Origin of the sequence: Mycolicibacterium mageritense, from assembly GCF_010727475.1 — a bacterium.
Taxonomy (GTDB): Bacteria; Actinomycetota; Actinomycetes; order Mycobacteriales; family Mycobacteriaceae; genus Mycobacterium; species Mycobacterium mageritense.
Genome location: NZ_AP022567.1, coordinates 3354009 through 3380334, shown reverse-complemented (window position 1 = coordinate 3380334; position 26326 = coordinate 3354009). Strand labels below are relative to the sequence as shown.

Here is a 26326-nt window from a genome sequence, read left to right as displayed (position 1 = left end):
CGTAGTGTGAGCGCCGCTACATGTCTTCGTCTCGTGGATCAAGGGAGCACTATGGCCGAGGCGCCGATGGTGATGAAGAGAGAGTTCACCATGTTTTCCGCTCTGTCCGTCGCGTTCGCGTTCGTCTCGCCGATCGTTGCCGTCTACAGCGTTCTCGGTGTCGGCCTGGCGACGACGGGGCCCGCGTTCATCTGGGGCGGGCTCATCCTGTTCGCCGGCCAGTTCGTCGTGGTGCTCACGCTCGGCGTACTCGCCTCCAAGTGGGCGGATTCCGGTGGCATCTATCAGTGGTCGCGCCGCCTCCTGGGTTCTCGCTATGGCTGGTTCGCGTCGTGGACCTACATCTGGACATTGCTGATCACGCTTCCTGCGGTCGCATACGCCGGCGCGGTCCTGATCCCACCCATCTTCGACCTCTCGGGAGTCGATCATGGGCTCGTCACGTGGTTGGCGGTCGCGGTTCTCGCGTTCAGCACGCTGGTGAACCTCGCCGGGCGCGTGTTCATCAAGATCCTCATGGTCGCGGTGATCGTCGCCGAGGCCGTCGGCTCGGTCGGGGTTGCGATCTGGCTGCTCATGTTCGACCGCCACCAGGGGCTCGAGTACCTGTCGCCTGCCGCGCTCCCCGACCACCAGGGGGTGCTGTTCTCGGCTCCGCTCGTGATGGCGATTGCCTTCTCGAGCTACTTCGCTATCGGATTCGAGAGCGCCAGCTCGATCGCCGAGGAGGTCAAGCGCCCCAAGAGGGCAGTGCCGCGCGCGATGGTGGTCTCGTTCTTCGCCATCATGAGCATCGTCGTATTCAGCACGCTCGCGTTCACCCTCGCGGTGCCGAGCGAGCAGTTCCTGCAAAACCCCGAGACCGCCGCGGATCCGGCCGTCGCCATCATGGCCGGCGCGCTTCCCGAGCCCGTATTCCGTGGCATTCTCGCCCTTTTCGTCATCGCCTTCGCTGCGAGCCTCATGACCATTCAGATCACGGTCTCCCGAATCGTCTGGGCCACAGCGCGGAACGGAGAACTGCCATTCGCCCGATTCCTCACAGGCCTTTCCGGCGCAACCGGGCTGCCGCGCAAGGCGGTCGTGGTGACAGCGCTGATCGCGGTGGCGCTCTTCATCCCGTTCCAGAGCGAGGGCATTCAGATGGCGCTGATCTCCTTCTCGTCGGTTGGGTTCTTCATCTCGTTCTTCTTCCCCATCCTCGGCTTGGCCATCGCGCGGGTCCGCGGCCAATGGCACGACGGGCCCGACCTCTTCTTGGGACGGGCGGGACGCGTCATAGGTTGGATCGCACTGTGGTGGCTGGTATTTCAGATCGTCAATGTCGCGTGGCCGCGGGAGACCGGCGGTGGTTGGGCCAGTGATTGGTCCACGATCATCGGAGCGGTCGCGGTCGGCCTTCTCGGTGTGGTGGTGGAAGGCTGGGTGCATCGAAAGAGGCTGCTCGCGGCTTCGACGGGTCAGACGATTGTGATCGTCGAACGCGACGAGTCTGCCGACGACGAACCGGAGCGCGAAGCACAGCCCGAAGACCGCGACTTGCGAAACTGCACCACCAGCACCGAGGCGGTGTGACGAATGTCATTCTGCGAGTGTCGATTCCCGAACGGTCAGCGATGTGTTCACGAGTTCGCGTCGTCGGCCGGCCGCTCCGTCCAGCGTCTCGACAAGCAGGTCGACCGCAACCTGGCCCAGCCGCACCGGGTGCAGATCGAGCGCGGTGATGGGCTTCTGCAGACCGTAATCGAGGTAGCGACTGTCCGAGAGGCTCACCACCTGAAGATCCTGCGGGACGTCGAGCCCGAGCAGGTGCGCGCTTCGCTCGGTGGCGAACGCCAGCGTGTCGAGAGTGGCGAGCACCGCATCGAATCGGCGATCGGGTGAGGCGAGCGCCGCCCGGATCACCGGCTCGGCTTCGTCCACCCGCGGACCCGGCGAGCGGATGATGATCGGGTCGAGCGAAACCGACGAGCACCAATCGAGATACGCGGAGAGTTCGTCCCGCACATAGGAAGAGCTGGTCTCGCTCAGGAACAACGCCGTTCGCGAGCCACGCACCGCGTCCAGATGTCCCAGAGCGGTCGTCGTACCCGTGGAGAAGTCGTTGTCCACCCAGCTGAACTCACCGGAGTTCCGGCCGATGGTGACGCATGCCAAACCCGCTTGGGCAACCTGTGCGAGTAGCTCGTCGTCGTCGCTCGGGTCGACGACGATGAGGCCGTCGGCCGCCGAGAGGAACGCCTGTGAGGACAAGTGCGAGGGCAGCATGGAGAGCAGGAACCCGCGCTGGAACGCTTCTGCACTCGCCCCGTTGAGAACTCTGAAGTAATACTCGATATCCCATTCGGGCTGCAGATCGGCGGTCGACGACTGTACTGCCATGGGGGACACGGTCAGGACGAGTGAACCGGTTCTGCCTGCGTTCAAACTCTTGGCCACCCGATTCGCCGTGTATCCCAGGCGATTGGCGACGTCGATCACGTTCTGACGGGTAGCAGCCGCGACGCGTCCCTTTCCGTTCAACGACTCTGACGCCGTCGCGATCGAGACGCCTGCTTCGGATGCGACGTCCTTGATGGTGATGCGGCGGGCTTTCACAGCATCTCTGATTCGGAATCCGCGCCCGTGAATTGGTCGAGATCGGCCAGCACGGTGGCCACCGTGAGATCGAGCACCTGAGGTGACTTCGCCGGCGGCAACAACGCCAGGGCCTGCTGGATCAGAGCCCGGATCCGCTCCTTCGTGAAATGAAGTGTGCGATCCGAACCCGCCTCGCCTGCCAGGCGGTCACGCAGCGACGGGTCTGAGGCCGAACGGGTTTCGCCACGATCGACGAGACGCCGGTATGCGCTCCAGATCGGAAGCGTCGGCACTCCGTTGCGGAGATCCGCACCCTGATCCTTGCCGAGGTTCAGAGCGTCGTCGCGGACATCGAGAAGATCGTCGGTCAGCTGAAATGCCAGGCCGAGCCGCTGGCCTGACTCACGGAAGCAATGCTGGGAGGCCGCATCGCAAGAGGCTGCCATGCCGCCTAGTTCGAAGGCCGCCCCGAAAAGCACGCCGGTCTTGAGCGTCGCATAGTCCTCGATTCCAGGCTGGGCGTCGGCGCTCCATTCGAGCGTCGGTTCCAGCAACTGGCCCTTGCAGAGCTGCCCGAACGCACGGGCCAGCGGAGCAACGGCGCGCTCTCCGAGGACTGCCGCGGTTTCGAACGAGAGAGCGATCAGTAGATCGGCAATCAGGATCGCGGTGGCCTCATCCGCCGCGGAGTGCAGTGATGGCTGCCCGCGGCGAAAGCTGGACCCGTCGATGATGTCGTCGTGAACGAGCGACGCGGTGTGGAGCAACTCGAGTGCGACAGCTGCATCCGCGGCGAAGCACACATCAGGCCCACCGAACGAGTGGGCTACGAGGAAAAGTGTCCGTGCGCGCAGGTGCTTTCCACCCGACAGCGCATCGATGACGGACGTTGGATCGTCAACCGCGAGCGGGATGTGCCCGATCCGCTCGGATATCCGAACCTTGAGCTCCTCGGCGACGCGCACGACGTGTGCGTCGATCAACTCCGGGGAGAACGGTTCCGCGTCTCGTACGAGGGCAACGGGCGTCGTCACACAGATCCCTTCTCCGGTGCGTGCGAGGAGTCATACCAGGATACGGACGCGCGTAGCCGGTGCCAAATCGGTTCGGCAACATGGGGCAGCGGCAGTGGATGCCGACGCAGAAGCCCTAGCACTTCGGCGTGGGCCGGGGCAGGCGCCGTTCGGGAAGCAGGCCATTCGACAGTGATGTCAGTAGAGGATTCCCTTGTCGGGGATACCTTTTCGCATCAAGATCGAACATATGTTCGAGGACAATGCATCGTGGGAGTTGGCGTTGTGCATCGGTGAGTCGGTGGCTGACGAGGCCATGATGATGGCGTGGCGGATGTCGATGATCGGTGAGCTGTTGAACCGGCACATCGCCGAGGTCGAGGCCGAAGATGACGATCCGGGCTTCGTGTTGGTGACGGCGTTTGCCCGCACGGTCGCCGAGGTGGGGGCGGCGATGCATTTGTCGCCGTCGGTGGTGTCGCAGGCCGAGTCGTTGACCAATAGGTTGCCGCAGGTGGCGGAGGTTGTGGGGCGCGGCATGATACGCAACCTGATGCGCGCCAGCCTGGTCCTGTTCAAAGGTGACGAACTCAGTTCCAGCCCCTACGCGCGCTGGATCAACGAACCCCCCGAACCCGACAAGCCACCGTTCTAGGTGCGCGCGATGCCGGAGGCCCAGACCAGACCTGACAACACGACGGCCGCGAGAAGCAGTGCGGGCACGTCGCCCAAGAGGTGGCCCATGTGGTGGCCGCTGCCGAATGACTGCACGGCCATGATCGCGGCATGCACGACGCTGGACGCCACGGTGAACCAGATCAGGCTGAGATTGGCCTCAGGGCGGCGCGCCGCGTTCCAGAGGAACAGGCCCAGCGTCACGTACAGGCCGACGATCATCATGAAGTAGTTCGACTCGTACGGCGCGCCGTGATGCCATGCCCACCCCGCCGGCCAGACCACGGCCAGCGGGTAGAGCAGGATCATCACGGCGCCGAACACGACGAGCGCGATCTGGAGAAGGCGGTAGCTGCGTGAAGGTGGCATGGCGCGCTCCTAGCGGACGGAAACCTCCAGGATCGCACCGCGACACCTACCAGCGCGGGCTGATGGCCTCGAAAGACGGGTCGACGGTCCGCATGTATCCGGTGTCATCGCGGTCGGTGATGCCACAGCGCACGTACTGCTCGTGCAGGGCTGCCATGGCGTCGTCGTCGATCTGCACGCCGAGCCCGGGACCGGTCGGCACCGGCACTGAGCCCGAGCGGAATTCGAGCGCGCCGGGTCGCACGACGTCCTCGGTCTTCCACGGCCAATGGGTGTCGCAGGCGTAGGTGAGGTTGGGCGTGGCGGCCGCGAGGTGCACCATGGCGGCCAGGCTGATGCTGAGGTGCGAGTTGGAATGCATGGACAGTCCGAGGCCGAAGGTGTCGCAGATGCCGGCCAGCAGCCGGGACCGCTGCAGCCCGCCCCAGTAGTGATGGTCGGAAAGCACCACGCGCACGGAACCTTTCGCGACGGCGGGCGCCAGTTGGTCGAACGCGACGACGCACATGTTGGTGGCCAGCGGCATCGGGGCCGACGCCGCGACCTCGGCCATGCCGTCGAGCCCCGGAGTCGGATCCTCCAGGTACTCCAGCACTCCGGCCAGTCGCGCGGCCACCTTCAGCGACGTCTCGGGTGTCCAGGCGGCATTCGGGTCCAGCCGCAGCGGATGCTCGGGGAATGCGGTTCGCAACGCTTCGATCGCGGCCGCCTCCTCCTGGGGCGCAAACACGCCGCCCTTGAGTTTGATTGCGGTGAAACCGTATTCGTCGACGATGCGGCGGGCCTGTGCGACGATGCCGTCGGGATCGAGTGCCTCACCCCAGCCGTCGGGTTCGGCGCCGGGATGCCCGGCCCACTTGTAGAAGAGGTAGGCGCTGAACGGCACGGCATCGCGCACCGCACCGCCGAGCAGGTCCGACACGGGACGCCCCGTGGCCTGGCCCGCGACGTCGAGGCACGCGACCTCGAACGGTGACAGCACCTGGTCGACGGCACTGGCCGTGGTGATCATGCCCGCGGTCCCGACCGCCGCCGCATCACCCCGCAGCACCTCGGCGATGGCAGCGCGAATAGCGTTCAGCGCAAAGATGTCCTGGCCGGCGATCGCATCGGCCGCGGCGCGCAGGCGCGCCAGGTGCACGGAGTCGGCGTAGGTCTCGCCGAGCCCGGTCAAGCCCGCGTCGGTGTCGAGCTGGATGATCGCGCGCAGCGCGAACGGCTGGTGCACCCCGACGGTGTTGAGCAGCGGCGGGTCGGCGAACGCGACGGGCGTGATGCGCGCCCCGGTGATGCGGATCGGCGGCATCAGTGCACCAGGGCGTCGGCCAGCACGGCGCGGCCCGCGGCGAGGATGCGCTGCAGTTCGGCGACGTCCTCGGCACTGGCGTCCACCAGCGGGGCGCGCACAGGGCCGGCGGGGATCCCTTCCATCGTGACGCCGGCCTTGATCAGTGACACCGCGTAACCGGGCACGGTGTCGCGCAACCGGACCAGCGGGTGGTAGAACTCGCGCAGCAAGGCCGCGACGAGCGGCTCGTTGCCGGTCTCCAGCGCCTGGTAGAAGGCAAGGGCGACGTCGGGCGCGAACGCGAACGTGGCCGACGAGTAGAGCGTCACACCGATTGCCCGGTAGGCCTGCTGCGACACCTCGGCCGTGGGCAGGCCGTTGAAGAACTGGAACGGCTTGCCGAGCGGCTCCAGTGCGTCGGTGACGGCCCGCACGATGCGGGAGACCTGGTCGAGATCGCCTGTGCCATCCTTGAATCCGACCACGTTGGGCAGCTTGGCGACCTCGAGGGCCGACGCCTCGTTGTAACGCGCGTTGTTACGGTTGTAGACCACGACCGGCAGTTCGGTGGCGGCGCTGACCTCGCGGGTGTAGGCCACCAGACCGGCCTGCGGCATCTCTACGAGATACGGCGGCAGCAGCAGCAAGCCGTCGGCGCCGGATTCGGCGGCCACCCGCGCGAACGCCTTGGCCGATGCGACCGAGCCGCCGGCTCCCGCGTACACGGGCACCCGGCCGCCGACCGCCTCGACCGCCGTGCGGACCACGGTGCGCATCTCCTCGGGGTCCAGCGCGTGGAATTCGCCGGTGCCGCAACCGATGAAGACGCCACCGGGGCCGGCCGCGACGCCCTTGGCGACGTGCTGCGCGAGCAGGTCCACGTCGACCTCACCGGCAGCGGTGAGCGGGGTAACCGGGAAGAACAGGACGCCGTCCAGCATTTCTACTACTCCTATTTTTCTGTCAGTCTTTGGTCAGTCGGCCATCGATGCGGCGCCACAGTCCGTCCGGGTTTCCGTCGGCAATGGCACTGGGCAACAAGGATTTCGGGGCGTCCTGGTAACACACTGGACGTAGGAACCGCTCGATGGCCCGCGCGCCCACCGACGTGGTGCGCGAGTCCGAGGTCGACGGGAACGGCCCGCCGTGCACCATGGCGTGACCGACCTCGACCCCGGTGGGCCAACCGTTGAACAGGATCCGTCCGGCTTTGAGCTCGAGGGTTCCGAGCAGTTCGCGGGCCTGGCCGTAGTCGGATTCGTCGGCGTGGATGGTCGCCGTGAGCTGGCCCTCGAGACCGGCCGCGACGCGGTTCATCTCAGCCACGTCGGCACAGCGCACGATCACGCCGGAGGCGCCGAACACCTCGGCCTGCAAGGCTTCCGAGCGCTGGAACGTCGCGGAATCAGTGGCGAACAGGGCGGCCCGGCAGGACACGGCAGGCGAATCCGCCTCGGAGCCGCGGGCCACCAGGTCGGCCTCGCCGGACACTGCGGCCACGCCGGTGCGGAAGCTCTCGGCGATACCCGGGGTGAGCATCGGAGTGGGCGCGGCCGCGGCGACGGCCTCTGCGGCCGCCGCGACGAACGCGTCCAGCTCGGGTCCGTCGATCGCGACCACCAGACCGGGGTTGGTGCAGAACTGTCCCGAGCCCAGCGTGAGGGATCCGACGAAGGCCCGGCCCAGGTCGGCGCCATGGCTGGCCAGTGCACCGCTGAGCAGGAACACGGGATTGATGGCGCTCATCTCGGCGTATACCGGGATCGGCTCGCGCCGCGCTGCGGCCGCGGTCACCAAAGCCATACCGCCCGAACGTGATCCGGTGAACCCGACGGCCTTGATGTGCGGGTCGGTCACCAGCGCGATGCCGAGCGTGGGCCCGGCCCCGTACAGCAGCGAGAAGGTTCCGGCGGGCAGGCCACTGGCCCCGACTGCGTCGGTGACGGCGCGGCCGACGAGTTCGGAGGTACCGGGGTGGGCGTCGTGCGCCTTGACCACGACGGGGCATCCGGCGGCCAGCGCGGACGCGGTGTCGCCGCCCGCCACCGAGAAGGCGAGCGGGAAGTTGCTCGCGCCGAACACCGCCACCGGACCCAACGGCACGCTGCGCTGACGGATGTCGGGGCGCGGCAACGGAGTTCGATCGGGCAGGGCGGGGTCGATGCGGGCCTCGTTCCAGCTGCCCTCACGTAGCACGTCGGCGAACATGCGCAACTGCCCGGAGGTTCGGCCGACCTCGCCGGTCAGCCGCGGCCGGGGCAGGCCGCTCTCCGCGTGCGCGCGTTCGACGAGGGCGTCGCGGATCGACTCGAGGTTGTCGGCGATGGTTTCGAGGAACCGCGCCCGGTCTTCGGCGGTCGTCGCCCGGTAGGCCGGGAAGGCGGCCGCTGCGGCAGCGCATGCGGCCTCGACGTTCGATTCGTCACCGTAGGCATAGCCGGGTTCGAGAACCTTCCCGGTCTGCGGGTCGATACCGCGGATCTCCACACCCGTTCCCCGCACCGGGGTTCCGGCGACGAGCATCCGCCCAGTCAGGTCTAGCGTCGCGGTCGAGGTCATAGTGGCACCGTACGACCCCAATAAATACATGTCCAAGTCAAATTTGCCGGTTACTCATGCACTGATTGGATCAGTTCAAACTGGGCCGCGAACCCGCGCTGCTCCCGCATGATGTGGCGATGGACCTCGACCCGGCGACAAGCGTGCACGGCCACTGCGACGATCGATTCGCCCCCATCCGTGACGCCCTGGCCAAGGCCATCGCCGACGGAGAGGAGGTGGGTGCGGCCATCGCGATCGACATCGACGGCGAGCTCGTCGTCGACATGTGGGGCGGCCACGCCGACGCGGCCCGCACCACCGCATGGACCGAGAACACGATCGTCAACGTCTGGTCGTCGACCAAGACCGTGACCGCGCTGGCCGCGCTCATGCTGATCGACCGCGGACTCGTCGCCCCTGACTCCACCGTCGCAACCTACTGGCCCGAGTTCGCCGCAAACGGCAAGCAGGACATCGAATTTCGGCACCTGCTGACGCACAGCTCGGGCCTGTCCGGTTGGGAGCCGCCGTTCTCGGTCGAGACCGTCTACGACTGGGAGGCCGCCACGGCGGCGCTGGCAGCCCAGGCTCCGTGGTGGCCACCGGGCACCGCATCGGGCTACCACGCCGTGACGCACGGCCACCTGATCGGCGAGGTCGTGCGGCGAGTCTCCGGAAAGACGTTGAAAGAGTTCGTCCGCGACGAGATCGCGAGACCGCTCTCCGCGGACTTCCAGATCGGCGCAGACCCATCGGACTCCCACCGGATCGCCGAGGTGATCCCGGCCGACGAGCCGCTGGACCTCCCACTGGACCAGCTGTCCGAAATCGCGATGAAAACCTTCGTCGGAGCACCAGACCCGACGATTGCGAACACCGAGGCCTGGCGCGCGGCCGACATCGGCGCCGCCAACGGGCACGGCAATGCCCGGTCGCTGGCCCGCATCCTCTCGGCCATCTCACTGGGCGGAACGGTCGACGGGGTTCAGTTGCTCCGCCCCGAGACTGTCGAGTCGATCTTCGACGTTCAGTTGGAGGGCCCCGACGTGGTGCTGCTAGGGCATCCACTGCGCTGGGGGCTGGGCTTCGGGCTGCCGCAGCCGGTCACCGTGCCGTACGTGCCGGACGGCAAGATCTGCTTCTGGGGTGGCTGGGGCGGGTCGTGGGAGACCATGAACCCCGACCATCGCGCGACGTTCGCCTACGTGATGAACAAGATGGGACCGGGCGTCGAGGGCTCCGATCGCACGGCCCGTTATCTGAACCTGTTCTACGAGGCCCTGGCCTGACACAAAGGTCACAAATGCCCTAGACCACGGAGGACTCTGCGCGCAGGATCGGCACAGAGGGAGGCTCACGATGGCCAGGTTGATGAATCGCCGTGCGGCGCTCGCCGGCCTGGGTGCGCTGGCCGCGGCAGGTGTCCTGGGCGTCGGCTACGTCATCCGCACCATCGCGGCGGCGCCGACGTCAGACTTCCAGGCCGCCGACGGGCCGCGGGACGGCGGCATGATGGGCATCGGTACCGCCGACATGCAGCTTTACCGAGCGATGTTCGCCCGACACAAAGAGATCCGTCGAACGGTCGAAGAGATACCGGGCGGCGTGCGGACGACGACCGAATCGAGCTCGCCGGACCTTGCGGCCCAGCTCCAAATACACGTATCCGGCATGTACACCCGCATGGGACAGGGATCAGAGGTCATGTGCATGAGTCAGAGCCTGCCCATCCTGTTTCGACATGCCACCGGTTACCGCAGACAACTCACAATCACGCGCACCGGGGTGATCGCGGAAGAGACCGCTGACGATCCCGATCTCATCCGGGCCATCCGCGAACACGCCCGGGAAGTGAGTGGGTTCGTCCGCGACGGCATGCCGGCGATGATGCACGGGATGATGGGCCCGGCAGGATAATGGGGCCCGGCCGCTGAGTCAGGCTGGGCGGCGCCCAGCTTCACGCGTGAGGTCGGGACGGGACCGGAGCTCGAGCCGACGCAGCACGTCGCGACCGAGCGCACGGACATCCTCCTCGGGCGCGGCAGGCACCAGCGTTACCCCGTCGGCCACGCCGGCCAACTCGATGTCGAGGATCAGGCCGGCCAGCCCGTCGACCGTCCCGGCATAGCGCACCGTTGCGTCCGGACGGGCCAGTTCGAGCCCGCGCCGCGCGGACCGGAAGTCCCCGGCCACCGCGACGGTCACGTCGAGGATCACCTCGCTCTGTGAAGCCGACCGGATGGCCGCCCTGGTCCGCCGGGCCTGCTGCAGGTCAGGCGCGGAAACGCGGACAATGGCCGCATCGCCGGTCGTCAGCTCGGTCCACTCTCCGGAATCCGCCACGAATAGTCGCACCCCGACCACGCTAGGCATACCCGCCGGCCGCGCACAGGGTTGCGCTCAGCCCGAATCCAAGGGAACGAAATGTGTGAGGATTCGCCCCACAGGGTAAGAAGGACAGCGGGCAGTGGATGCTGCCTGGGTACTCGTCCTGTCGCCATAGGCGTACGAACACTTCGGAGGTGACTATGACCAGCCAGCCCGACCCGGCCAAGAGCGCGGGTGACGCGACGGCCGCGGTCAACTGCGCAGTCGAAGGACGTCAGATCGGTGAGGTCAGTGTCGTGTCGGTGTCGGGAACGGTGGACATGCTCACCGCGCCCTGGCTGGAAGAGGCGATCGGTGCCGCGGTGAAGGGTTCGCCGTCGGCGGTGGTGGTCGACATGAGCGCCGTCGACTTCCTGGCGTCGGCAGGGATGGGGGTGCTGGTGGCAGCACGCAACGACCTGGATCCGGACGTCCGGTTCGCCGTGGTCGCCGACGGGCCCGCGACGAGCCGGCCGCTCAAGCTGATCGGCATCACCGACGTGGTCGACCTGTACGCGACCCTCGATGAGGCGCTGTCGGCGGTCACGACATAGCCGTGACGTAATCGGGGTAGCCAACAGGTCGCTATGACAGACGACGCACAGTCACCAAGCTTCACGATGGCGGATGTCACCGCCGTTCCGGAATCGGCTGCCCAGGTTCGGCACCGATTCTCCGACTGGTTGGATCAGAACCTCGCGCTCGACGCGGTGAAAGCCAGTGACGTGGTACTGGCGGTCAACGAAGCCCTGGCCAACGCGGCCGAATTCGCGTACCTGAGCGCACCGCAGCCGGGAGTGATGCACGTGCACGCCGACTACGATCCGGCCGCCGCGATCCTCACCGTCATCGTCGCCGATCAGGGCCGCTGGCGGATTTCGGAGTCACAGCACAACAACGCCTCCCGAGGCAGGGGCATACCGCTCATGCGCGCGTTGTGCGACCGCGCCGTCATCGATTCGACGTCGGCAGGCACCCGGGTGTGTCTGCAGTGGGACGGGATCCGCACCCCCGCACTCAGGCATGCGGAAGCCGGACCACCTGAACAAAGAACTGATCGATCTGCCGAACCGCACTCATGAACTGGTCCAGGTCGACCGGTTTGGTGACGTAGGCGTTCGCATGCAGCTTGTAGCTGCGCAGGATGTCTTCCTCGGCCGATGAGGTCGTGAGCACCACGATCGGGATGTGGCACAGGTCGGCATCGGACTTGATCTGCTCCAGCAGTTGCCTGCCGTCGTACTTCGGCAGGTTGAGGTCGAGCAGGATCAGATCCGGCGTCGGTGCGTCCGCGTATTCGCCACGCCGGTAGAGGAAGTCCAAGCCCTCCTCGCCGTCCCGCGCGACGTACAGGTTGTTGTTGATCTTGTTGTGTTCGAAGGCTTCGCGGGTGATCAGCTCGTCACCCGGATCGTCCTCCACCAGCAGGATGTCGATCGCCCGGCTTTCTGGGCCTGTTGTCATTGCGGGTCTCCTTCCACTCGGGGCAGGGTGAACTCGAACCGCGTCCCACCCTCGTACGACGTGTCGATCCAGATTGTGCCGCCGTGGTGTTCGACGATCTTCTTGCACAACGCGAGTCCGATCCCGGTTCCGCTGTAGGCATCTCGGCCGTGCAACCGCTGGAAGATCACGAAGACCTTGTCGACGAACTCGTCGCCGATCCCGATTCCGTTGTCGGACACACTGAACAACCAGAAGCCCTCGTCATCGGGCCGGCAGTCGATCGCGATGCGCGGTGCGACGCTGTCCCGCCGGAACTTCACGGCGTTGCCGATGAGGTTCTGCCACACCATCGTCAGCAGCGTCGGATCACCCTCGACGCGGGGCAACGGCCCCTGTGGAAGCTCGATCTCAGCCCCCGATTCGTCGATCGAGGTCGCCAGGTTGTGCAGGGCCGATTCGACTGTCGCGTCGAGCTCGACCTCGGTGTGGGTGGCGTTGAGCCGCCCAACCCGCGAGAAGGTCAGCAGGTCGTTGATCAGCACCTGCATTCGTTTGGCGCCGTCGACCGCGAAACCGATGTATTCGACGCCGCGTTCGTCGAGCTTGTCCGCGTACCGCTTCTCCAGCAGCTGACAGAACGAGGCGACTTTTCGCAGCGGCTCCTGCAGGTCGTGCGATGCCACGTAGGCGAACTGCTCGAGTTCGGCGTTGGACCGCCGGAGTTCGTCGGCCTGCTCGTCGAGCGCTGCCTGTGCGGATCGCGAAGCGTCGAGTTCGGCCACGATGCGCTGGCGCATGTCCTCGACGTCCACCGCCATCGCCCGGATGTCCTTGGGGCCCTGCGCAACGATGCGTTCGTCGAAGCCGCCTTCGGTGATCCGCCTGCACGCCGCGGCGAGTGCCTGCAACGGGTGTACGACGGCGCCGCGCACCCACGCCGCAAGCAGGATCGCGGTGACGAAGAACGCCACGACCATCGCGGTGAGGATGCCGTCGCGCCAGTCCCTGATCTCGTCGAGCTCGGCCACCGCGGCATTGCGCGCGTCATCGAGGCGATCGTTCTGAGTCTCGAAAAGCGCTCGCAGACGGTCGAATTCAGCCCGCCCACGCTCAACCGTGCCGCCCGCGACGAGCGTGGGCCGGCCTGGCGTGACGCTCGCGATCAACGGCTCGGCGTACGTGCTTCGCCAGCCTGCCGCGGCCTGCTCGATCGCGTCGAGATCGGCGATGAACGCTTCGCGGCCCGCCAGATTGGCGCGAATACCGTCGGCGGCAGCATATTCCGCACGTTCCCCGTCGCGGTAGGGCGCCAGGAACTGGTCGTCGGCGGCGATGGCGTAGCCCCGCACGGCCGTTTCCTGGTCGCGCAGCGCGGCCTGCAACTGGTAGGCGGCCACCCGGGCGGGCTGGATGTGGTCGGTCAGATCCGCGGACACACTGTCGGTCCGGTTCAGCACGACCGCGCCGGCCACCGCACCTGCGACGACGATCAGACCCATGGCAGCCAACACCAGGTTGAGCCACCCCTGCACGGTCAGCCTCATCGAGACGACCGCTCCACCCGGATCACCGCGATGTCGTCGGTCAGACCGCCGTGCGGCTCGGCGTAGGCCTCGACCCGCCCGATCAGCGTGTCGACGAACTCGCGGCCCGGCAGCGCCGCGAGTGAGCGGGCCAACTCGAGCAACCCGGGTTCACCGAGGCGTTCGCCGTCGTGTCCGACCCGGCCTTCGAACAATCCGTCGGTGAGCAGGAGCAGACCGTGTTCCTCACTCAGTTCCAGTTGGTTGACGGGCCATTCCTTCGCGCCGAGCCCCAGGGCCGCGCCTGCGGGGGGCTCGATCCATTCGACCGTGTCCGAGCTGTGCACGAGCATTCCGGGATGTCCCGCGCGCACCGCGGAAAACCGTCCGCTGTCGGGATCGAGCGCAACGCTGAGCAGCGTCGCGAAGATGCCTGCGCCGGGACGCTCGGTGGTCAGGATCCGGTCGAGCTGACGCATCCGCTCGTTGCCCCGCAGGCCCGCGAATGTCAGCGCCCGCCAACCGATCCGCAATGCGACGCCCAACGCGGCCGCATCAGGCCCGTGGCCCGCCACATCGCCGATCATGACGTGGACCGTGCGGTCGGGCGTCTGCACGACGTCGTAGAAATCCCCGCCGATCAGCGCGTCCTGCCGGCTCGGCAGGGACTGCGTGACGATCTCGACGCCGGGCTCGTCGAGCAGCAGCGGTGACGGCAGCAGCCCGCGTTCGAGCCGCGCGTTCTCCTGCGCCCGCAGGTCGCTGGCGTGCAACGCGACCGCCGTGAGCTCGGTGCGTTTGCGCTCGATGGCGTAAAGCACCGCGCGCAGCAGGATCTCGGAATCCACCCGGCCCTTGACCAGATAGTCCTGCGCGCCCGACGCCACGGCCGAGACCCCGAAGTGCTCGTCGTGCAGACCCGTCAGCACGAGTATCGGAATCGTGGCGTCGAACTTGGCCAGCCGGTGTAGCGCGTCGATGCCGTTGGCATCGGGCAGGTTCAGATCGAGCAGCACACAGTCCGGCCTCGACGTGGCCAGGATGTGCTCGGCGTCGGAAAGTGACTGCGCCCAGACGAATTGGATGTCGGTACCGGCGTCGGCGATCAATTCCTCGACCAGCACCGCATCGGCACGGTCGTCTTCGACCAACAGCAGGGACAATCGCTGCTCACCGTGAGCAGCGATGCCAGAACTGACCGCAGCAACCAGCCGCGGATCCAGGGGTGCGCGCATGGGCCATCACATCCTTAATGTAATGAGGTCACCCCTGGTCGCGCTGACCATCTGCTTTAGTGACAACGTCACGACAATACCCAGTCGCGCGCGTCAATTCATCGAGCGGTCCTACCGGGCGTCGCGCACCCGCGTCTTGTACAGGCTCGCGACCGTGGTGACGGCCAGCGTCACGATGATCACCCCTAGGCTAGCCAGCGTCGGGATCTCCGGCACGTGCACCGGCTCACCGCCGTTGATGAACGGCAACTCGTTCTCGTGCAGCGCGTGCAGGATCAGCTTCACGCCGATGAAGGCCAGGATGAAGGCAAGCCCCTGGGACAGGTACACCAGGCGCTTGAGCAGATCGCCCAGCAGGAAGTACAGCTGCCGCAGGCCCATGAGCGCGAACACGTTGGCGGTGAACACCAGGTAGGGCTCTTGCGTCAGGCCGTAGATCGCCGGGATCGAGTCCAGCGCGAACAGCAGGTCGGTGGTACCCAACGCGACGATCACCAAGAACATCGGCGTCATGAGCCGTTTGCCGTTCTCGTGGATCCACAACCGCAGGCCGTCCCACTTGTCGGTGGTGCGCAGGTGCTTGCGCGCGAACCGCACCACACCGTTGTCGCCGTCGTCGTCGTGTTCGGTGTCGCGCACCAGGTTGAACGCGGTGTACACCAGGAACGCGCCGAAGATGTAGAACACCCACGAGAACTGGTTGATGGCGACCGCGCCCAGCGCGATGAAGATGCCGCGGAAGATCAGCGCCAGGATGATGCCGACCAGCAGAGCCTGCTGCTGGTAGACCCTGGGCACCTTGAAGCTGGCCATGATGATCAGGAAGATGAACAGGTTGTCGACCGACAGGCTGTACTCGGTGAGCCAGCCGGCAAAGAACTCGAGGCCGAACTGGGAGCCGTGGAAGAACCACACCCACACGCCGAACGCGACGGCAAGGCCGATGTAGATCGACAGATACGTCGCGGTCTCGCGGGTCGATGGTTCATGCGGCCGCCGTCCGATGACGATCACGTCGAACAACAGCACGGCGATCGTCACGGCCAACGTGACAATCCACTCGAGTTGGGTTACCTGCATCAAATACCTCCGGTCGCCAAACAACGCCGGAGGTCTCTTCCACCGGCCGTGCCGACCGGTCTGCGGCACCGATCGGTCCGTAGACGACCGACGTGATGACGACACCGCAGCGAAGGAATACTCCCCTCCGCCGACAAGTGTGCCTGATCGCGGCCGCGAACCGAAACCGAAACGATGCACACGCCGCGCCCGGCACCGAGCCGGCGTCACTTCGAGTTAGTAGTTTGTATGCGTGACAGCTGCGGACACGGGGCCCGAAATACCCGCTCAGTACGTGCTATCGCCGTCCGCACCTGAGCCTCGGACCCTCATAGACATCCTGCATGAGACCGCGCGCCGGTTTCCCGACGCACCCGCACTCGACGATGGCACCGTCCAGCTCACCTACGCCGAACTGATCGCCGACATCGAGGACAGCGTCGCGTGGCTGGCGGCGCGCGGCATCGGCCGGGGCGACCGGATCGGCATCCGCATGCCGTCGGGCAGCTACGCCCTCTACGTCGCGATCCTCTCGACGCTGGCCGCCGGGGCGGCCTACGTCCCGGTGGACGCCGACGATCCCGACGAGCGCGCGGCACTGGTGTTCGGCGAGGCCAACGTGGTGGGCGTGATCACCGAGGCCGGCCTGGTGCGGGGGCCCGGCTCCTCGCGAGGGTGGCGGGCCGCTGCGCCGCTGGGCCGCGACGACGCCTGGATCATCTTCACGTCGGGCTCGACGGGAACCCCGAAGGGCGTCGCGGTAACGCACCGCAGCGCCGCGGCGTTCGTCGATGCCGAGGCACGGATGTTTCTGCAGGACAATCCCATTGGGCCCGGTGACCGCGTGCTGGCCGGGCTTTCGGTGGCGTTCGACGCGTCGTGCGAGGAGATGTGGCTGGCCTGGCGGCACGGCGCGTGCCTGGTACCCGCGCCCCGGTCGCTGGTGCGCAGCGGCATGGACCTGGGCCCGTGGCTGGTGTCGCGCGACATCACCGTCGTGTCGACGGTGCCGACCCTGGCCGCCCTGTGGCCCGCCGAGGCGCTCGAGGCCGTGCGGCTGCTGATCTTCGGCGGCGAGGCCTGCCCGCCCGAGCTGGCACAACGCCTCGCGGTGGACGGCCGCGAGGTGTGGAACACCTACGGCCCCACCGAGGCCACCGTCGTCGCGTGCGGCGCGAAGCTCGACGGGCAGGGCCCGGTCAGCATCGGCCTGCCGCTGCCCGGCTGGGATCTGGCGGTCGTGGACAAGGACAACCTGCCGGTGCCCATCGGCGAGGTCGGCGAACTGGTGATCGGCGGCGTGGGGCTGGCCCGCTACCTCGACCCGGAGAAGGACGCCGAGAAGTACGCCGCGATGCCCACGCTCGGCTGGAGCCGTGCCTACCGCAGCGGAGACCTGGTGCGCCTCGAGAAGGACGGCCTCTACTTCCAGGGCCGGGCCGACGATCAGGTCAAGGTCGGCGGACGCCGCATCGAGCTCGGCGAGGTCGACACAGCGCTGGTCAACCTGCCCGGTGTCAGCGGCGGCGCGGCCGCGGTCCGCAAGACCGCCAGCGGCACGCCCCTGCTGGTCGGCTACATCGCCAGCACCGATCCCGAGTTCGACCTCGCCGCGGCCCGCACCGCGCTTTCGGAATCACTGCCCGCCGCGCTCGTGCCCCGGCTCGTGCTGCTCGACGAGTTGCCGACCCGCACGTCGGGCAAGGTGGACCGCAACGCGTTGCCGTGGCCGCCACCCGGCGAGACCGAGCAGGACAGCCCCGACCTGGGCGGCACCCTCGGCTGGCTCGCGGGGCTGTGGCGCGACGTGCTGGGCACCGCGGTCGACGGCCCGGAGGCCGATTTCATCGCGCTGGGCGGCGGCTCGCTTTCGGCGGCCCAGCTGGTGGCTGCGCTGCGCCAGCGCTATCCGCAGGTCACGGTGGCCGACCTGTACGACCATCCCCGCCTCGGATCGCTGGCCGGCTACCTCGACGAACTCAAACCGCCGCCCCGCGTGGAGACCCGCGTGGTGAAGCCGACACCGTGGCTCACGCAGGCCGCGCAGGTCGCGCTGTCGTTGCCGCTTGCCACGCTGACGGGCATCCAGTGGGTCGTGTGGCTCGCGCTGCTCAACAACGTGGCCGCCGCGGCGGACATCGTGCCGTGGGCCGAGCCGATGAACTGGTGGTGGATCCTCGGCGGCTTCATCCTGTTCATCACGCCGCTGGGCCGCATGGGGATCGCGGTGTTGTTCGCGCGCATGCTGCTGACGGGCCTCGAGCCCGGCACCTACCGGCGGGGCGGCGCCGTGCACCTGCGTGTGTGGGTCGCCGAACGGCTCGCCGACGCGAGCGGCGCGGAGAACCTGGCGGGCGCGCCGTGGATGGTCTACTACGCCCGCGCGCTCGGCAACACCGTCGGCAAGGGCGTCGACCTGCATTCGGCACCGCCCGTGACCGGCATGCTCAAGCTCGGGCACCGTGCCTCGGTCGAACCGGAGGTCGACCTCACCGGACATTGGATCGACGGCGACCTGTTCCATGTCGGGCCGGTGTCGATCGGCAACGACGCCACGATCGGGGCCCGCACCACGCTGCTGCCCGGCGCGACGGTCGGCAAGAACGCCGACGTCGCGCCCGGCTCGGCGGTCGTGGGCAAGGTCAAGAACGGGCAGTACTGGAAGGGCTCGCCCGCGGTGAAATCCGGCAAGGCGCGCCACCCCTGGCCGGATCACCGGCCCGGCCGCGCGCCCGTCTGGGTGGCGGTCTACGGCCTCACCTCGATCCTGCTCGGCAGCCTGCCGCTGGCCGCGCTGGCCGTGGGCCTGGCGGTGATCGCCTGGGGCATCCACGGCACGGCCTCGGCGGCCGACGCGATCCTGCCCGCACTGGCGTGGACGCCGGTGGCCGCGATCGCCGCGATGGTGAGCTACGCGGCGTTCACGGTGATCGGCGTGCGGGTGCTGGCGCTGCGGCTGACCGAGGGCTACCACCCGGTGCGCAGCCGCGTCGGCTGGCAGCTGTGGGCCACCGAGCGGCTAATGGACGCCGCGCGCAACTACCTGTTCCCGATCTACGCGAGCCTGCTGACCCCGTGGTGGCTGCGCCTGCTCGGCGCGAAAGTCGGCGCGGGCACCGAGATCTCGACGGCGCTGTTCACACCGAAGTTCACCGAGGTGCAGGACGGCGCATTCCTGGCCGACGACACCATGGTCGCGTCCTACGAACTGGGCGGCGGCTGGATCCACGTCGCGAAGGCCACGATCGGCAAGCGCGCGTTCCTCGGCAACTCGGGCATCACCCAACCCGGCCGCAAGGTGCCCGACGACGGCCTGGTCGCGGTCCTTTCGGCCGCACCGCACAAGGCGAAGGCGGGATCGTCGTGGCTGGGCAGCCCGCCGGTCCGGTTGCGCCGCAACCCGACTGCGGCCGACGCGTTGCGAACCTTCCATCCGTCCGCGCGGCTCAAGATCATGCGCGGCACCGTCGAAACCTGCCGGTTGTTGCCCGTGATCGTGACGTTCGGCATCGGCATCGCGGTGCTCGGCACGCTGCAGGCATCGGCCCTGCGGTTCGGTTACCTGTGGACCGCGCTGGCCAGCGGCCTCGTGCTGCTCGCGGCCGGCGCGGTGGCCGGGACCATCGCCGTGATCGCGAAGTGGTTGGTGATCGGCCGGATTCGCGCGGTCGAACACCCGCTGTGGTCGTCGTTCGTGTGGCGCAACGAGGTGTCGGACACGTTCGTCGAAACCGTCGCCGCACCGTGGTTCGCGCGCGCCGCGAGCGGCACACCCGTGATGAACCTGTGGCTGCGCGGGCTCGGCGCATCCATCGGCCGCGGCGTGTGGTGCGAGACCTACTGGCTGCCCGAGGCCGATCTCGTGACGCTGGGCACCGCGGCCACGGTGAACCGCGGCTGCGTCGTGCAGACCCACCTGTTCCACGACCGCATCATGCGGATGGACAGTGTCGTGCTCGAAGAGGGTGCGACGCTGGGCCCGCACTGCGTGGCGCTGCCCGCGGCCCGGCTTGGTGCCGGCGCCACGGTCGGCCCCGGCTCGCTCGTGATGCGCGGCGACGAGGTACCACCGTCGACGCGCTGGCAGGGCAATCCGATCGCCCCATGGAACCTGTTCGGCAAGAAGCGCGGCGCCTCGGCACCCGAGAAGGGCCCCAAGGCCCCCGAGGACACCGCCGCGTGACGAGATCCCAGAAGGCAGTCGGCAAGGCGGCCAAGAAAGCCGCGAAGAAGGCATCCCCCGCACCGGTGATCGATCCGTACCTGCCGAACAACGGCAACTTCGGCTACCGCGTGTCCCGCTACGAGCTCGACCTCGAATACAAGGTGTCGGCCAATCGGCTGGCCGGGACGGCGACCATCACCGCGGTGACGCTGGCCCAGCTCCGCACGTTCACTCTCGACCTCGCGCACACCATGAACGTGTCGCGGGTCTCGGTCAACGGCCGCAGGCCCGCGCAGTTCCGATGTTCGGGCGGCAAGCTGCTGATAACGCTCGACTCCGTGTTGCCCGCAGGCGCGGCGATGACGATCTTCGTGCGCTACAGCGGCAACCCTCGACCCATCGAAACCTATTGGGGTGACGTCGGTTTCGAGGAACTGTCGAACGGTGCGCTGGTGGCCGGGCAACCGAACGGCGCGGCGTCGTGGTTTCCGTGCGACGACCACCCCAGTTCCAAGGCCAGCTACCGCATCCAGATCAGCACCGACAGCCCGTACCGCGCGATCGCCAACGGCGAGCTGGTGTCGCGCAAGGTCAAGGCCGGGCACACGGTGTGGACCTACGAGCAGGCCGAACCGACCTCGAGCTACCTGATCACGCTGCAGATCGGCATGTACGAAAGCCACCGGCTCAACAAGTCTCCGGTGCCCATGCAAGCGGTGCTGCCCCCGCGGCTCAAGCGCACGTTCGACCACGATTTCGCACGGCAGCCGCAGATGATGAAACTGTTCGTAAAACTGTTCGGCCCGTATCCCCTGTCGACCGGCTACACCGTGGTGGTGACCGACGACGACCTGGAGATACCGCTAGAGGCCCAGGGCATTTCGATCTTCGGCGCCAATCACTGCGACGGGCACCGCAGTTCCGAGCGGCTCATCGCGCACGAGCTGGCCCACCAGTGGTTCGGTAATTCGGTGACCGCGCACCGGTGGCGCGACATCTGGCTGCACGAGGGCTTCGCGTGCTACGCCGAGTGGCTGTGGTCGGAGAACAGCGGCGGGCCGACCGCCGACGAGTGGGCCAGGCGCTACCACCACGGCCTGCGCGACTTGCCGCAGGATCTGCTGCTGGCCGACCCGGGACCGCGGGACATGTTCGACGACCGCGTGTACAAGCGCGGCGCGATGACGCTGCACGTGCTGCGCATCTGGATCGGTGACGACAATTTCTTTGCGCTGCTTCAGGACTGGACCACGCGATACCGGCACAGCACCGCGTTCACCGACGATTTCATCGGGTTGGCCGCCCGGTACGCCAACGAGTCCCTGCGGCCGCTGTGGCACGAGTGGCTGTACTCCAGGGAACTGCCGGACCTATGACCGACGGCGGCGGCGCGCCCGGGTTCGATGCTCTTCGCGCAAGCGGCTCATCGGCGACTGGCCCGATCACGCGCAGCAGCGTCGCCCGCGTCGGCGTGGCGACCGCGATCAGCGCGCTGTGTGGCTACGCCGTCCTGTACCTGGCCGCGCGTGCTCTCGAGCCGGCAGGCTTCTCGGTCTTCAGCGTGTTCTGGGGTGCGTTCGGCCTGGTCACCGGGGCCGCCAATGGTCTGCTGCAGGAAGCCACCCGCGAGGTGCGCTCGGCTCGCCACGTCGACCTGACCGATTCGCCCCGCGCGCACCCCATGCGGATCGCGGCCGTCGTCGGCGTCGTCGCCGCCCTGGTGATCGCGGGCAGTTCGCCGCTGTGGTCGCCGCACGTGTTCGCCGAGTCCCGGGCACTCAGCGTCGCGCTGCTCAGTGCGGGGCTCGCCGGATTCTGCCTGCACGCAACGCTGCTCGGCATGCTGGCCGGGGTCAACCGGTGGACCGATTACGGCGCGCTCATGGTCACCGACGCGGTCATCCGCGTGGTGGTCGCCGCCGCGACCTTCGTGTTGAGCTGGGGTCTGATCGGCTTCCTGTGGGCCACGGTCGCCGGGGCGGTGGCCTGGCTCATCATGCTGGTCGTGTCCCCCGCGTCGCGCATGGCGGCCCGGCTCGTCACCGCGGGCACCACCGCGTCGTTTCTGCGCGGTGCCGGGCACTCGATCTCGGCGGCGGGTGCCAGCGCGATCCTCGTGATGGGTTTCCCGGTGCTGCTCAAGGCCACCTCTGGGGATCTCGGCGCCACCGGCGGTGTGGTGATCCTGGCGGTCACCCTGACCCGGGCGCCGCTGCTGGTGCCGTTGACCGCGATGCAGGGCAACCTCATCGCACATTTCGTCGACCAGCGCAGCGCGCGGTTACGCGCACTGGTGACGCCGGCCGCGGTGGTGGCCGCGCTCGGCGCGGTCGGGGTGCTGGCCGCGGGGCTGGTCGGGCCGTGGCTGCTGCGGGTCGGGTTCGGCAGCGATTACCTCGCCACGGGCCCGCTGCTCGCCTGGCTCACGGCGGGCGCCGTCGCGATCGCGATGCTCACGCTGACCGGCGCCGCTGCCGTCGCGGCCGCCCGGCACCGGGCCTACGCGCTGGGCTGGATCCTGGCGACCGTGGCCGCCGTCGGACTGTTGCTGCTACCCGTCGAGCTGGAGACCCGCACCGTCGTCGCACTGCTGTGCGGACCGCTCGTGGGGATCGCCGTGCACCTGGGCGCCCTGGCCAGGAACCCCGTGTAGTTTGGTGCCCATCGACATGCGCTACCACGACGTTTGGATCGTCATCCCCGCCTTCAACGAGGCGAGCATCATCGGCGACGTCATCTCCGACGTGCGCTCGGTTTTCCCTAACGTGGTCTGCGTCGACGACGGTAGCCGCGACGACACCGCAGACCGGGCGCACCTGGCCGGCGCGTACGTCGTGCCGCATCCGGTGAACCTGGGCCAGGGCGCGGCCATCCAGACCGGGGTCGAGTATGCCCGCAGCCGGCCGGGCGCCGAGGTGTTCGTGACGTTCGACGCCGATGGCCAGCACCAGGTCAAGGACGTCATGCGGATGATCGACCGGCTCGGCGGCGACGACGTCGACCTGGTGGTCGGCACGCGGTTCGCGGGCGCGGTCAGCCACACGCCGCCGCTCAAGCGGGTCATCCTGCGGGCCGCGGCCATCCTGAGCCCGCAGAGCCGCGCGCTCGGGCTGACCGACGCCCACAACGGGCTGCGGGTGTTCAACAGGAAGGTCGCCGACGCGCTCGACCTGACCATGAACGGCATGAGCCACGCCGGTGAGTTCATCTCACTGGCCTATGAGAACCATTGGCGGGTCGCAGAAGAACCCGTCGAGATTCTCTACACCGACTACTCGAAGTCGAAGGGACAGCCGCTGCTCAACGGCGTCAACATAGTCTTCGACGGGTTGCTGCGCAGGAGGCTGTCCCGATGAACTGGATCCAGGCACTGCTCATCGTGGCCGTGTTGTCGCTGCTGGTGTACCTGCTGCGGTCGCGGCGCAGCGCGCGGTCGAAGGCGTGGGTCAAAGTGGGCTTCGTGCTGTTCGTGGTCGCAGGCATCTACGCGATCCTGCGGCCCGACGACACCACGATCGTCGCGAATTGGCTCGGCGTGGACCGCGGTGCGGACCTCATGGAGTACGTACTGGTCATCGCGTTCGTGTTCGTCACGTTGTCGGCGTACCTGCGCTTCAAGGATCTTGAGCTCAAGTACGCCAGGCTCGCGCGATCGGTGGCACTGCAGAACGCACGCGAACCCGCTAACGACTGAGCAATTCGGTCAGTGCCGCGATCCTGGCCTCTTCGAGTTCCGGGAGCGGCAGCACGCGGCGCACCATGGCGGCGCCGTCGAACGTGTTGACCACGATGGTCAGCAGAACCGCGAAGACGTCTTCGGGAACCTGGTCCATCCCCGGCCCGCTCTTGGCGGTTTCGTAGATGTTGTCGATGTACTCGGCGAGCACCGTTTGCAGTGGGCCCCTCAGCTTTTCGTCGGTTCGGGCCGCCATCATGAGCTCGTGCCACACGGTGTTGGTGTCGCTGCCCGCGATGTCCCGCAGGATCGTCAGCACCGCAGGTAGCGGCGGCTGGTCGGCGGGGATCTCCGCGACCAGCTTGCTGCCCAGCTCCAACTGACGGCGCGCCACCTCTTGCGCCGTGGCCGCCATGAAGTCGCTCATGGTGGGGAAATGCCGGAACAGCGCGCCGTCGGAAACCTTGGCCCGCCTGGCGATCACGGCGGCCGAAGCCTTCGCGTAGCCGACCTCAATGATGGTCTCGATGCCGGCATCGAGTAGCCGTGCGACCGTTTCCTCGCGGCGCTGCTGTTGCGTCCGGGCCATCTCAGACCGGTTGCGTGGCAGCCCGCCGGGCCCCGCGGGCAGGTAGGTAGTGACCGGATTTCACGGTCTCACCGTAGCCTTCGCGGAACTGCCCGGCGCGGAACACGACCTGACCGTTGACGGCAGTCACGACGACGGCGTCGTCGTTGCGGTTGACCATGCGGCTCAGGCCGCCGTAGAACGGCACCGTCTCCTCGTGATACGCGTCCACCGAGTCGTCGAGGCCCCGCGGGTCGATGACCACGAAATCGGCACGCTCGCCTTCGCGCAGGGTGCCCGCGTCGACGCCGAACCAGTCGGCGACCTCACCCGTCAACCGGTACACGGCATGCTCGGTGGTGAGGAACGGCCTGCCCGCCAGCTGTGCGTCACGAACCCGTTTGAGCAGCCGCAGCGCGTAGTTGTAGAAGGCCATGTTCCGCAGGTGCGCACCGGCATCCGAGAAGCCCATGTGCACCGACGGCTCCTTGGCCAACTTGTCGAGCTGCTTGGGGCGGTCGTTGGCGACGATGGTGGTCCAGCGGACGTTGCGCTCGCCGTTGTCGACGAGGACGTCGAGGAACGCGTCGAGCGGGTGGATGCCACGCTCGTCGGCGATCTGCCCGAAGCTCTTGCCGATCAGGCTCTTGTCAGGGCATTCGACGATGGTGGCGTCGTGGAAGTCGCGGTGCCACAACGTCGGACCGAGCTTGCGGCGGTCGAACGACTTGCGGAAGCGGCGCCGGTACTCGGGATCGGCCAGCAGCTTGTTGCGCTCCAGCTGATCGCGTAGGTGCAGCGCAGCGGTGCCCGCGCCGAACTCCTCGAAAACCGGCAGATCGATTCCGTCCGAATACAATTCGAACGGCACCGGCAGATGCTGGAAGCGCACCTTGGCGTCCAGGATCTTGTTGAGCAGCCGCGTGCCCCGCCCGAGCACATGCACGGCACCGGGTGCGGACTTGGCGTCGGCGGAGACCAGCAGGCTCATCTTGACGCCGCGACGGCGACCGAACAGGCCGCTGCTCTCCAGGAAGAAGTTGAGCGCCTCCTGCGCCTTGGCGACGTTGGGCGCACTCTGCAGCACGCGCCCGCGCTTGCGCAGCACCTTGATGAGACGCCTGCGTTCCCGCCAGGTGGCGAAGGTCGACGGCAGGGCACGCGAGCGGAAGCGATCGCCGTCGAGCTTGTCGATCGCGGCGTCCATGCCGGACATGCCGAGCATGCCCGCTTCGAGCGCCTCGTCGAGCTTGCGTGCCATGGTCTCGAGTTCGTCATCGGTCGGCGTCACACCGCGCGTGGTGGCCCGATCCAGGCCGAGCACCGATGCGCGCAGGTCCGAGTGCCCCAGCATGGAGCTGATGTTGGGGCCGAGCGGCAGTTCGTCGATGGCCTTGACGTACTCGGCCGGCCCCGACCAGGTCTTGTTCTTCTCCAACGCACCGAGCACGAACGTGCGCGGCACGGCCTCGACGCGGCTGAACAGGTCGGCGGCGTCCTCGGTGTCGGAGTACACCGTGGACAGCGAACACATGCCGAGCAGGACCGTGGTGACGCCGTGGCGCACCGACTCGCGCAGGCCCGGATCGAGCAGCACCTCGGCGTCGTAGTGCGTGTGCACGTCGATGAAGCCCGGCACGACCCACTTGCCGCCCGCGTCGATCACCTCGGGGCACCCGGACTCGTCGAGCGGCTCGACCGACACCGTGGCCACGACGCCGTCGCGGATGCCGAGCGTTCTGACCTTGGGGGGCTTGCCGGTGCCGTCGAACCACAGACCGTTACGCACGATGACGTCATAGGGCATGACGTCACGCTAAC

The 26326-nt window shown here is 67.6% G+C and carries 23 protein-coding genes and 2 pseudogenes; 11 read left to right on the top strand and 14 right to left on the bottom strand.

Going from position 1 to position 26326, the window contains the following annotated elements:
• Positions 1–90 precede the first annotated feature (90 nt).
• A complete protein-coding gene (locus G6N67_RS16145; protein WP_197747966.1) occupies positions 91–1575 on the top strand; it encodes an APC family permease in 1485 nt (494 codons plus the stop codon).
• Between the two features lie 6 nt (positions 1576–1581).
• Here the strand turns inward: G6N67_RS16145 and G6N67_RS16140 are convergent, their stop codons facing one another.
• The 3 genes and pseudogenes from G6N67_RS16140 to G6N67_RS16135 form a co-directional block, all read right to left on the bottom strand.
• Complete coding sequence (locus G6N67_RS16140; RefSeq protein WP_131524663.1) at positions 1582–2382, bottom strand: substrate-binding domain-containing protein; 801 nt, start codon at positions 2380–2382, stop codon at positions 1582–1584.
• 72 nt (positions 2383–2454) lie between these two features.
• Positions 2455–2598, bottom strand: a pseudogene (locus tag G6N67_RS39685) (LacI family DNA-binding transcriptional regulator); the annotation flags it as partial.
• Positions 2595–3614 carry a polyprenyl synthetase family protein gene (locus tag G6N67_RS16135; protein WP_163642209.1) on the bottom strand — a complete coding sequence of 340 codons (1020 nt, stop codon included), beginning with the start codon at positions 3612–3614 and terminating at the stop codon, positions 2595–2597. The pseudogene G6N67_RS39685 and the gene G6N67_RS16135, both read right to left, overlap by 4 nt.
• 229 nt (positions 3615–3843) lie before the next feature.
• Here G6N67_RS16135 and G6N67_RS16130 point away from each other — a divergent pair, with 229 nt between their 5' ends.
• On the top strand, positions 3844–4248 hold the full coding sequence (locus G6N67_RS16130; RefSeq protein WP_036431983.1) for a 13E12 repeat family protein: 405 nt from the start codon (positions 3844–3846) through the stop codon (positions 4246–4248).
• Here G6N67_RS16130 and G6N67_RS16125 read toward each other — a convergent pair.
• The 4 genes from G6N67_RS16125 to G6N67_RS16110 are packed head-to-tail and all read right to left on the bottom strand — an operon-like array spanning position 4245 to position 8484.
• A complete protein-coding gene (locus tag G6N67_RS16125) occupies positions 4245–4637 on the bottom strand; it encodes a DUF6632 domain-containing protein (protein ID WP_036431981.1) in 393 nt (130 codons plus the stop codon). The two genes, G6N67_RS16130 and G6N67_RS16125, sit on opposite strands and share 4 nt — an antisense overlap.
• A 46-nt stretch (positions 4638–4683) precedes the next feature.
• Positions 4684–5943 carry a glucarate dehydratase family protein gene (locus tag G6N67_RS16120; protein WP_036431980.1) on the bottom strand — a complete coding sequence of 420 codons (1260 nt, stop codon included), beginning with the start codon at positions 5941–5943 and terminating at the stop codon, positions 4684–4686.
• On the bottom strand, positions 5943–6866 hold the full coding sequence (locus G6N67_RS16115; protein ID WP_036431977.1) for a 5-dehydro-4-deoxyglucarate dehydratase: 924 nt from the start codon (positions 6864–6866) through the stop codon (positions 5943–5945). The genes G6N67_RS16120 and G6N67_RS16115 overlap by 1 nt, the downstream gene beginning before the upstream one ends.
• 22 nt (positions 6867–6888) lie before the next feature.
• The gene (locus G6N67_RS16110; protein WP_036431975.1) at positions 6889–8484 is read right to left on the bottom strand and encodes an aldehyde dehydrogenase (NADP(+)); all 1596 of its coding nucleotides are present in this window, start codon (positions 8482–8484) and stop codon (positions 6889–6891) included.
• Between the two features lie 119 nt (positions 8485–8603).
• Here G6N67_RS16110 and G6N67_RS16105 point away from each other — a divergent pair, with 119 nt between their 5' ends.
• A complete protein-coding gene (locus tag G6N67_RS16105) occupies positions 8604–9755 on the top strand; it encodes an EstA family serine hydrolase (protein ID WP_036435329.1) in 1152 nt (383 codons plus the stop codon).
• Positions 9756–9825: 70 nt separating this feature from the next.
• Positions 9826–10400: pseudogene (locus tag G6N67_RS16100) on the top strand (hypothetical protein).
• 1 nt (position 10401) lies between these two features.
• Here the strand turns inward: G6N67_RS16100 and G6N67_RS16095 are convergent.
• A complete protein-coding gene (locus G6N67_RS16095) occupies positions 10402–10839 on the bottom strand; it encodes a hypothetical protein (RefSeq protein ID WP_063835113.1) in 438 nt (145 codons plus the stop codon).
• 155 nt (positions 10840–10994) lie between these two features.
• Here G6N67_RS16095 and G6N67_RS16090 point away from each other — a divergent pair, with 155 nt between their 5' ends.
• Both G6N67_RS16090 and G6N67_RS16085 read left to right on the top strand, forming a co-directional pair.
• Positions 10995–11387: an STAS domain-containing protein gene (locus tag G6N67_RS16090; protein WP_036431969.1), complete on the top strand. Its 393-nt coding sequence runs from the start codon at positions 10995–10997 to the stop codon at positions 11385–11387.
• Positions 11388–11420: 33 nt separating this feature from the next.
• Positions 11421–11915 carry an ATP-binding protein gene (locus G6N67_RS16085; RefSeq protein ID WP_051578657.1) on the top strand — a complete coding sequence of 165 codons (495 nt, stop codon included), beginning with the start codon at positions 11421–11423 and terminating at the stop codon, positions 11913–11915.
• Here G6N67_RS16085 and G6N67_RS16080 read toward each other — a convergent pair.
• The 4 genes from G6N67_RS16080 to G6N67_RS16065 all read right to left on the bottom strand — a co-directional run bounded on the left by G6N67_RS16080 (position 11851) and on the right by G6N67_RS16065 (position 16117).
• Complete coding sequence (locus G6N67_RS16080; protein WP_036431967.1) at positions 11851–12297, bottom strand: response regulator; 447 nt, start codon at positions 12295–12297, stop codon at positions 11851–11853. The genes G6N67_RS16085 and G6N67_RS16080 overlap by 65 nt on opposite strands.
• Entirely contained in the window at positions 12294–13823 is a 1530-nt protein-coding gene (locus G6N67_RS16075) for a sensor histidine kinase (RefSeq protein ID WP_036431965.1), read from the bottom strand. Before G6N67_RS16075 ends, G6N67_RS16080 begins: the two co-directional genes overlap by 4 nt.
• Entirely contained in the window at positions 13820–15037 is a 1218-nt protein-coding gene (locus G6N67_RS16070) for a PP2C family protein-serine/threonine phosphatase (RefSeq protein ID WP_081812504.1), read from the bottom strand. The genes G6N67_RS16075 and G6N67_RS16070 overlap by 4 nt, the downstream gene beginning before the upstream one ends.
• A 111-nt stretch (positions 15038–15148) precedes the next feature.
• Positions 15149–16117, bottom strand: a complete 969-nt coding sequence (locus G6N67_RS16065) for a TerC family protein (RefSeq protein WP_036431963.1) — start codon at positions 16115–16117, stop codon at positions 15149–15151.
• A 232-nt stretch (positions 16118–16349) separates the two neighbouring features.
• On the opposite strand from G6N67_RS16065, the gene G6N67_RS16060 reads away from it, so the two are divergent.
• Genes G6N67_RS16060 through G6N67_RS16040 form a run of 5 tightly spaced genes read left to right on the top strand, consistent with a single transcriptional unit; the run spans position 16350 to position 23955 of the window.
• The gene (locus tag G6N67_RS16060) at positions 16350–20279 is read left to right on the top strand and encodes a Pls/PosA family non-ribosomal peptide synthetase (protein ID WP_036431961.1); all 3930 of its coding nucleotides are present in this window, start codon (positions 16350–16352) and stop codon (positions 20277–20279) included.
• Positions 20276–21637 (top strand): M1 family metallopeptidase, encoded by a 1362-nt coding sequence (locus G6N67_RS16055; protein ID WP_036431959.1) that lies wholly within the window; start codon positions 20276–20278, stop codon positions 21635–21637. The genes G6N67_RS16060 and G6N67_RS16055 overlap by 4 nt, the downstream gene beginning before the upstream one ends.
• On the top strand, positions 21634–22914 hold the full coding sequence (locus G6N67_RS16050) for a hypothetical protein (protein WP_036431956.1): 1281 nt from the start codon (positions 21634–21636) through the stop codon (positions 22912–22914). Before G6N67_RS16055 ends, G6N67_RS16050 begins: the two co-directional genes overlap by 4 nt.
• 16 nt (positions 22915–22930) lie before the next feature.
• Positions 22931–23617: a polyprenyl-phospho-N-acetylgalactosaminyl synthase PpgS gene (locus G6N67_RS16045; RefSeq protein ID WP_036431953.1), complete on the top strand. Its 687-nt coding sequence runs from the start codon at positions 22931–22933 to the stop codon at positions 23615–23617.
• The gene (locus G6N67_RS16040) at positions 23614–23955 is read left to right on the top strand and encodes a DUF2304 domain-containing protein (RefSeq protein WP_036431950.1); all 342 of its coding nucleotides are present in this window, start codon (positions 23614–23616) and stop codon (positions 23953–23955) included. Before G6N67_RS16045 ends, G6N67_RS16040 begins: the two co-directional genes overlap by 4 nt.
• Here the strand turns inward: G6N67_RS16040 and G6N67_RS16035 are convergent.
• The gene (locus tag G6N67_RS16035; protein WP_036431947.1) at positions 23945–24526 is read right to left on the bottom strand and encodes a TetR/AcrR family transcriptional regulator; all 582 of its coding nucleotides are present in this window, start codon (positions 24524–24526) and stop codon (positions 23945–23947) included. The two genes, G6N67_RS16040 and G6N67_RS16035, sit on opposite strands and share 11 nt — an antisense overlap.
• A gap of 1 nt (position 24527) precedes the next feature.
• On the bottom strand, positions 24528–26312 hold the full coding sequence (locus G6N67_RS16030; protein ID WP_036431945.1) for an N-acyl-D-amino-acid deacylase family protein: 1785 nt from the start codon (positions 26310–26312) through the stop codon (positions 24528–24530).
• Positions 26313–26326: the final 14 nt, after the last annotated feature.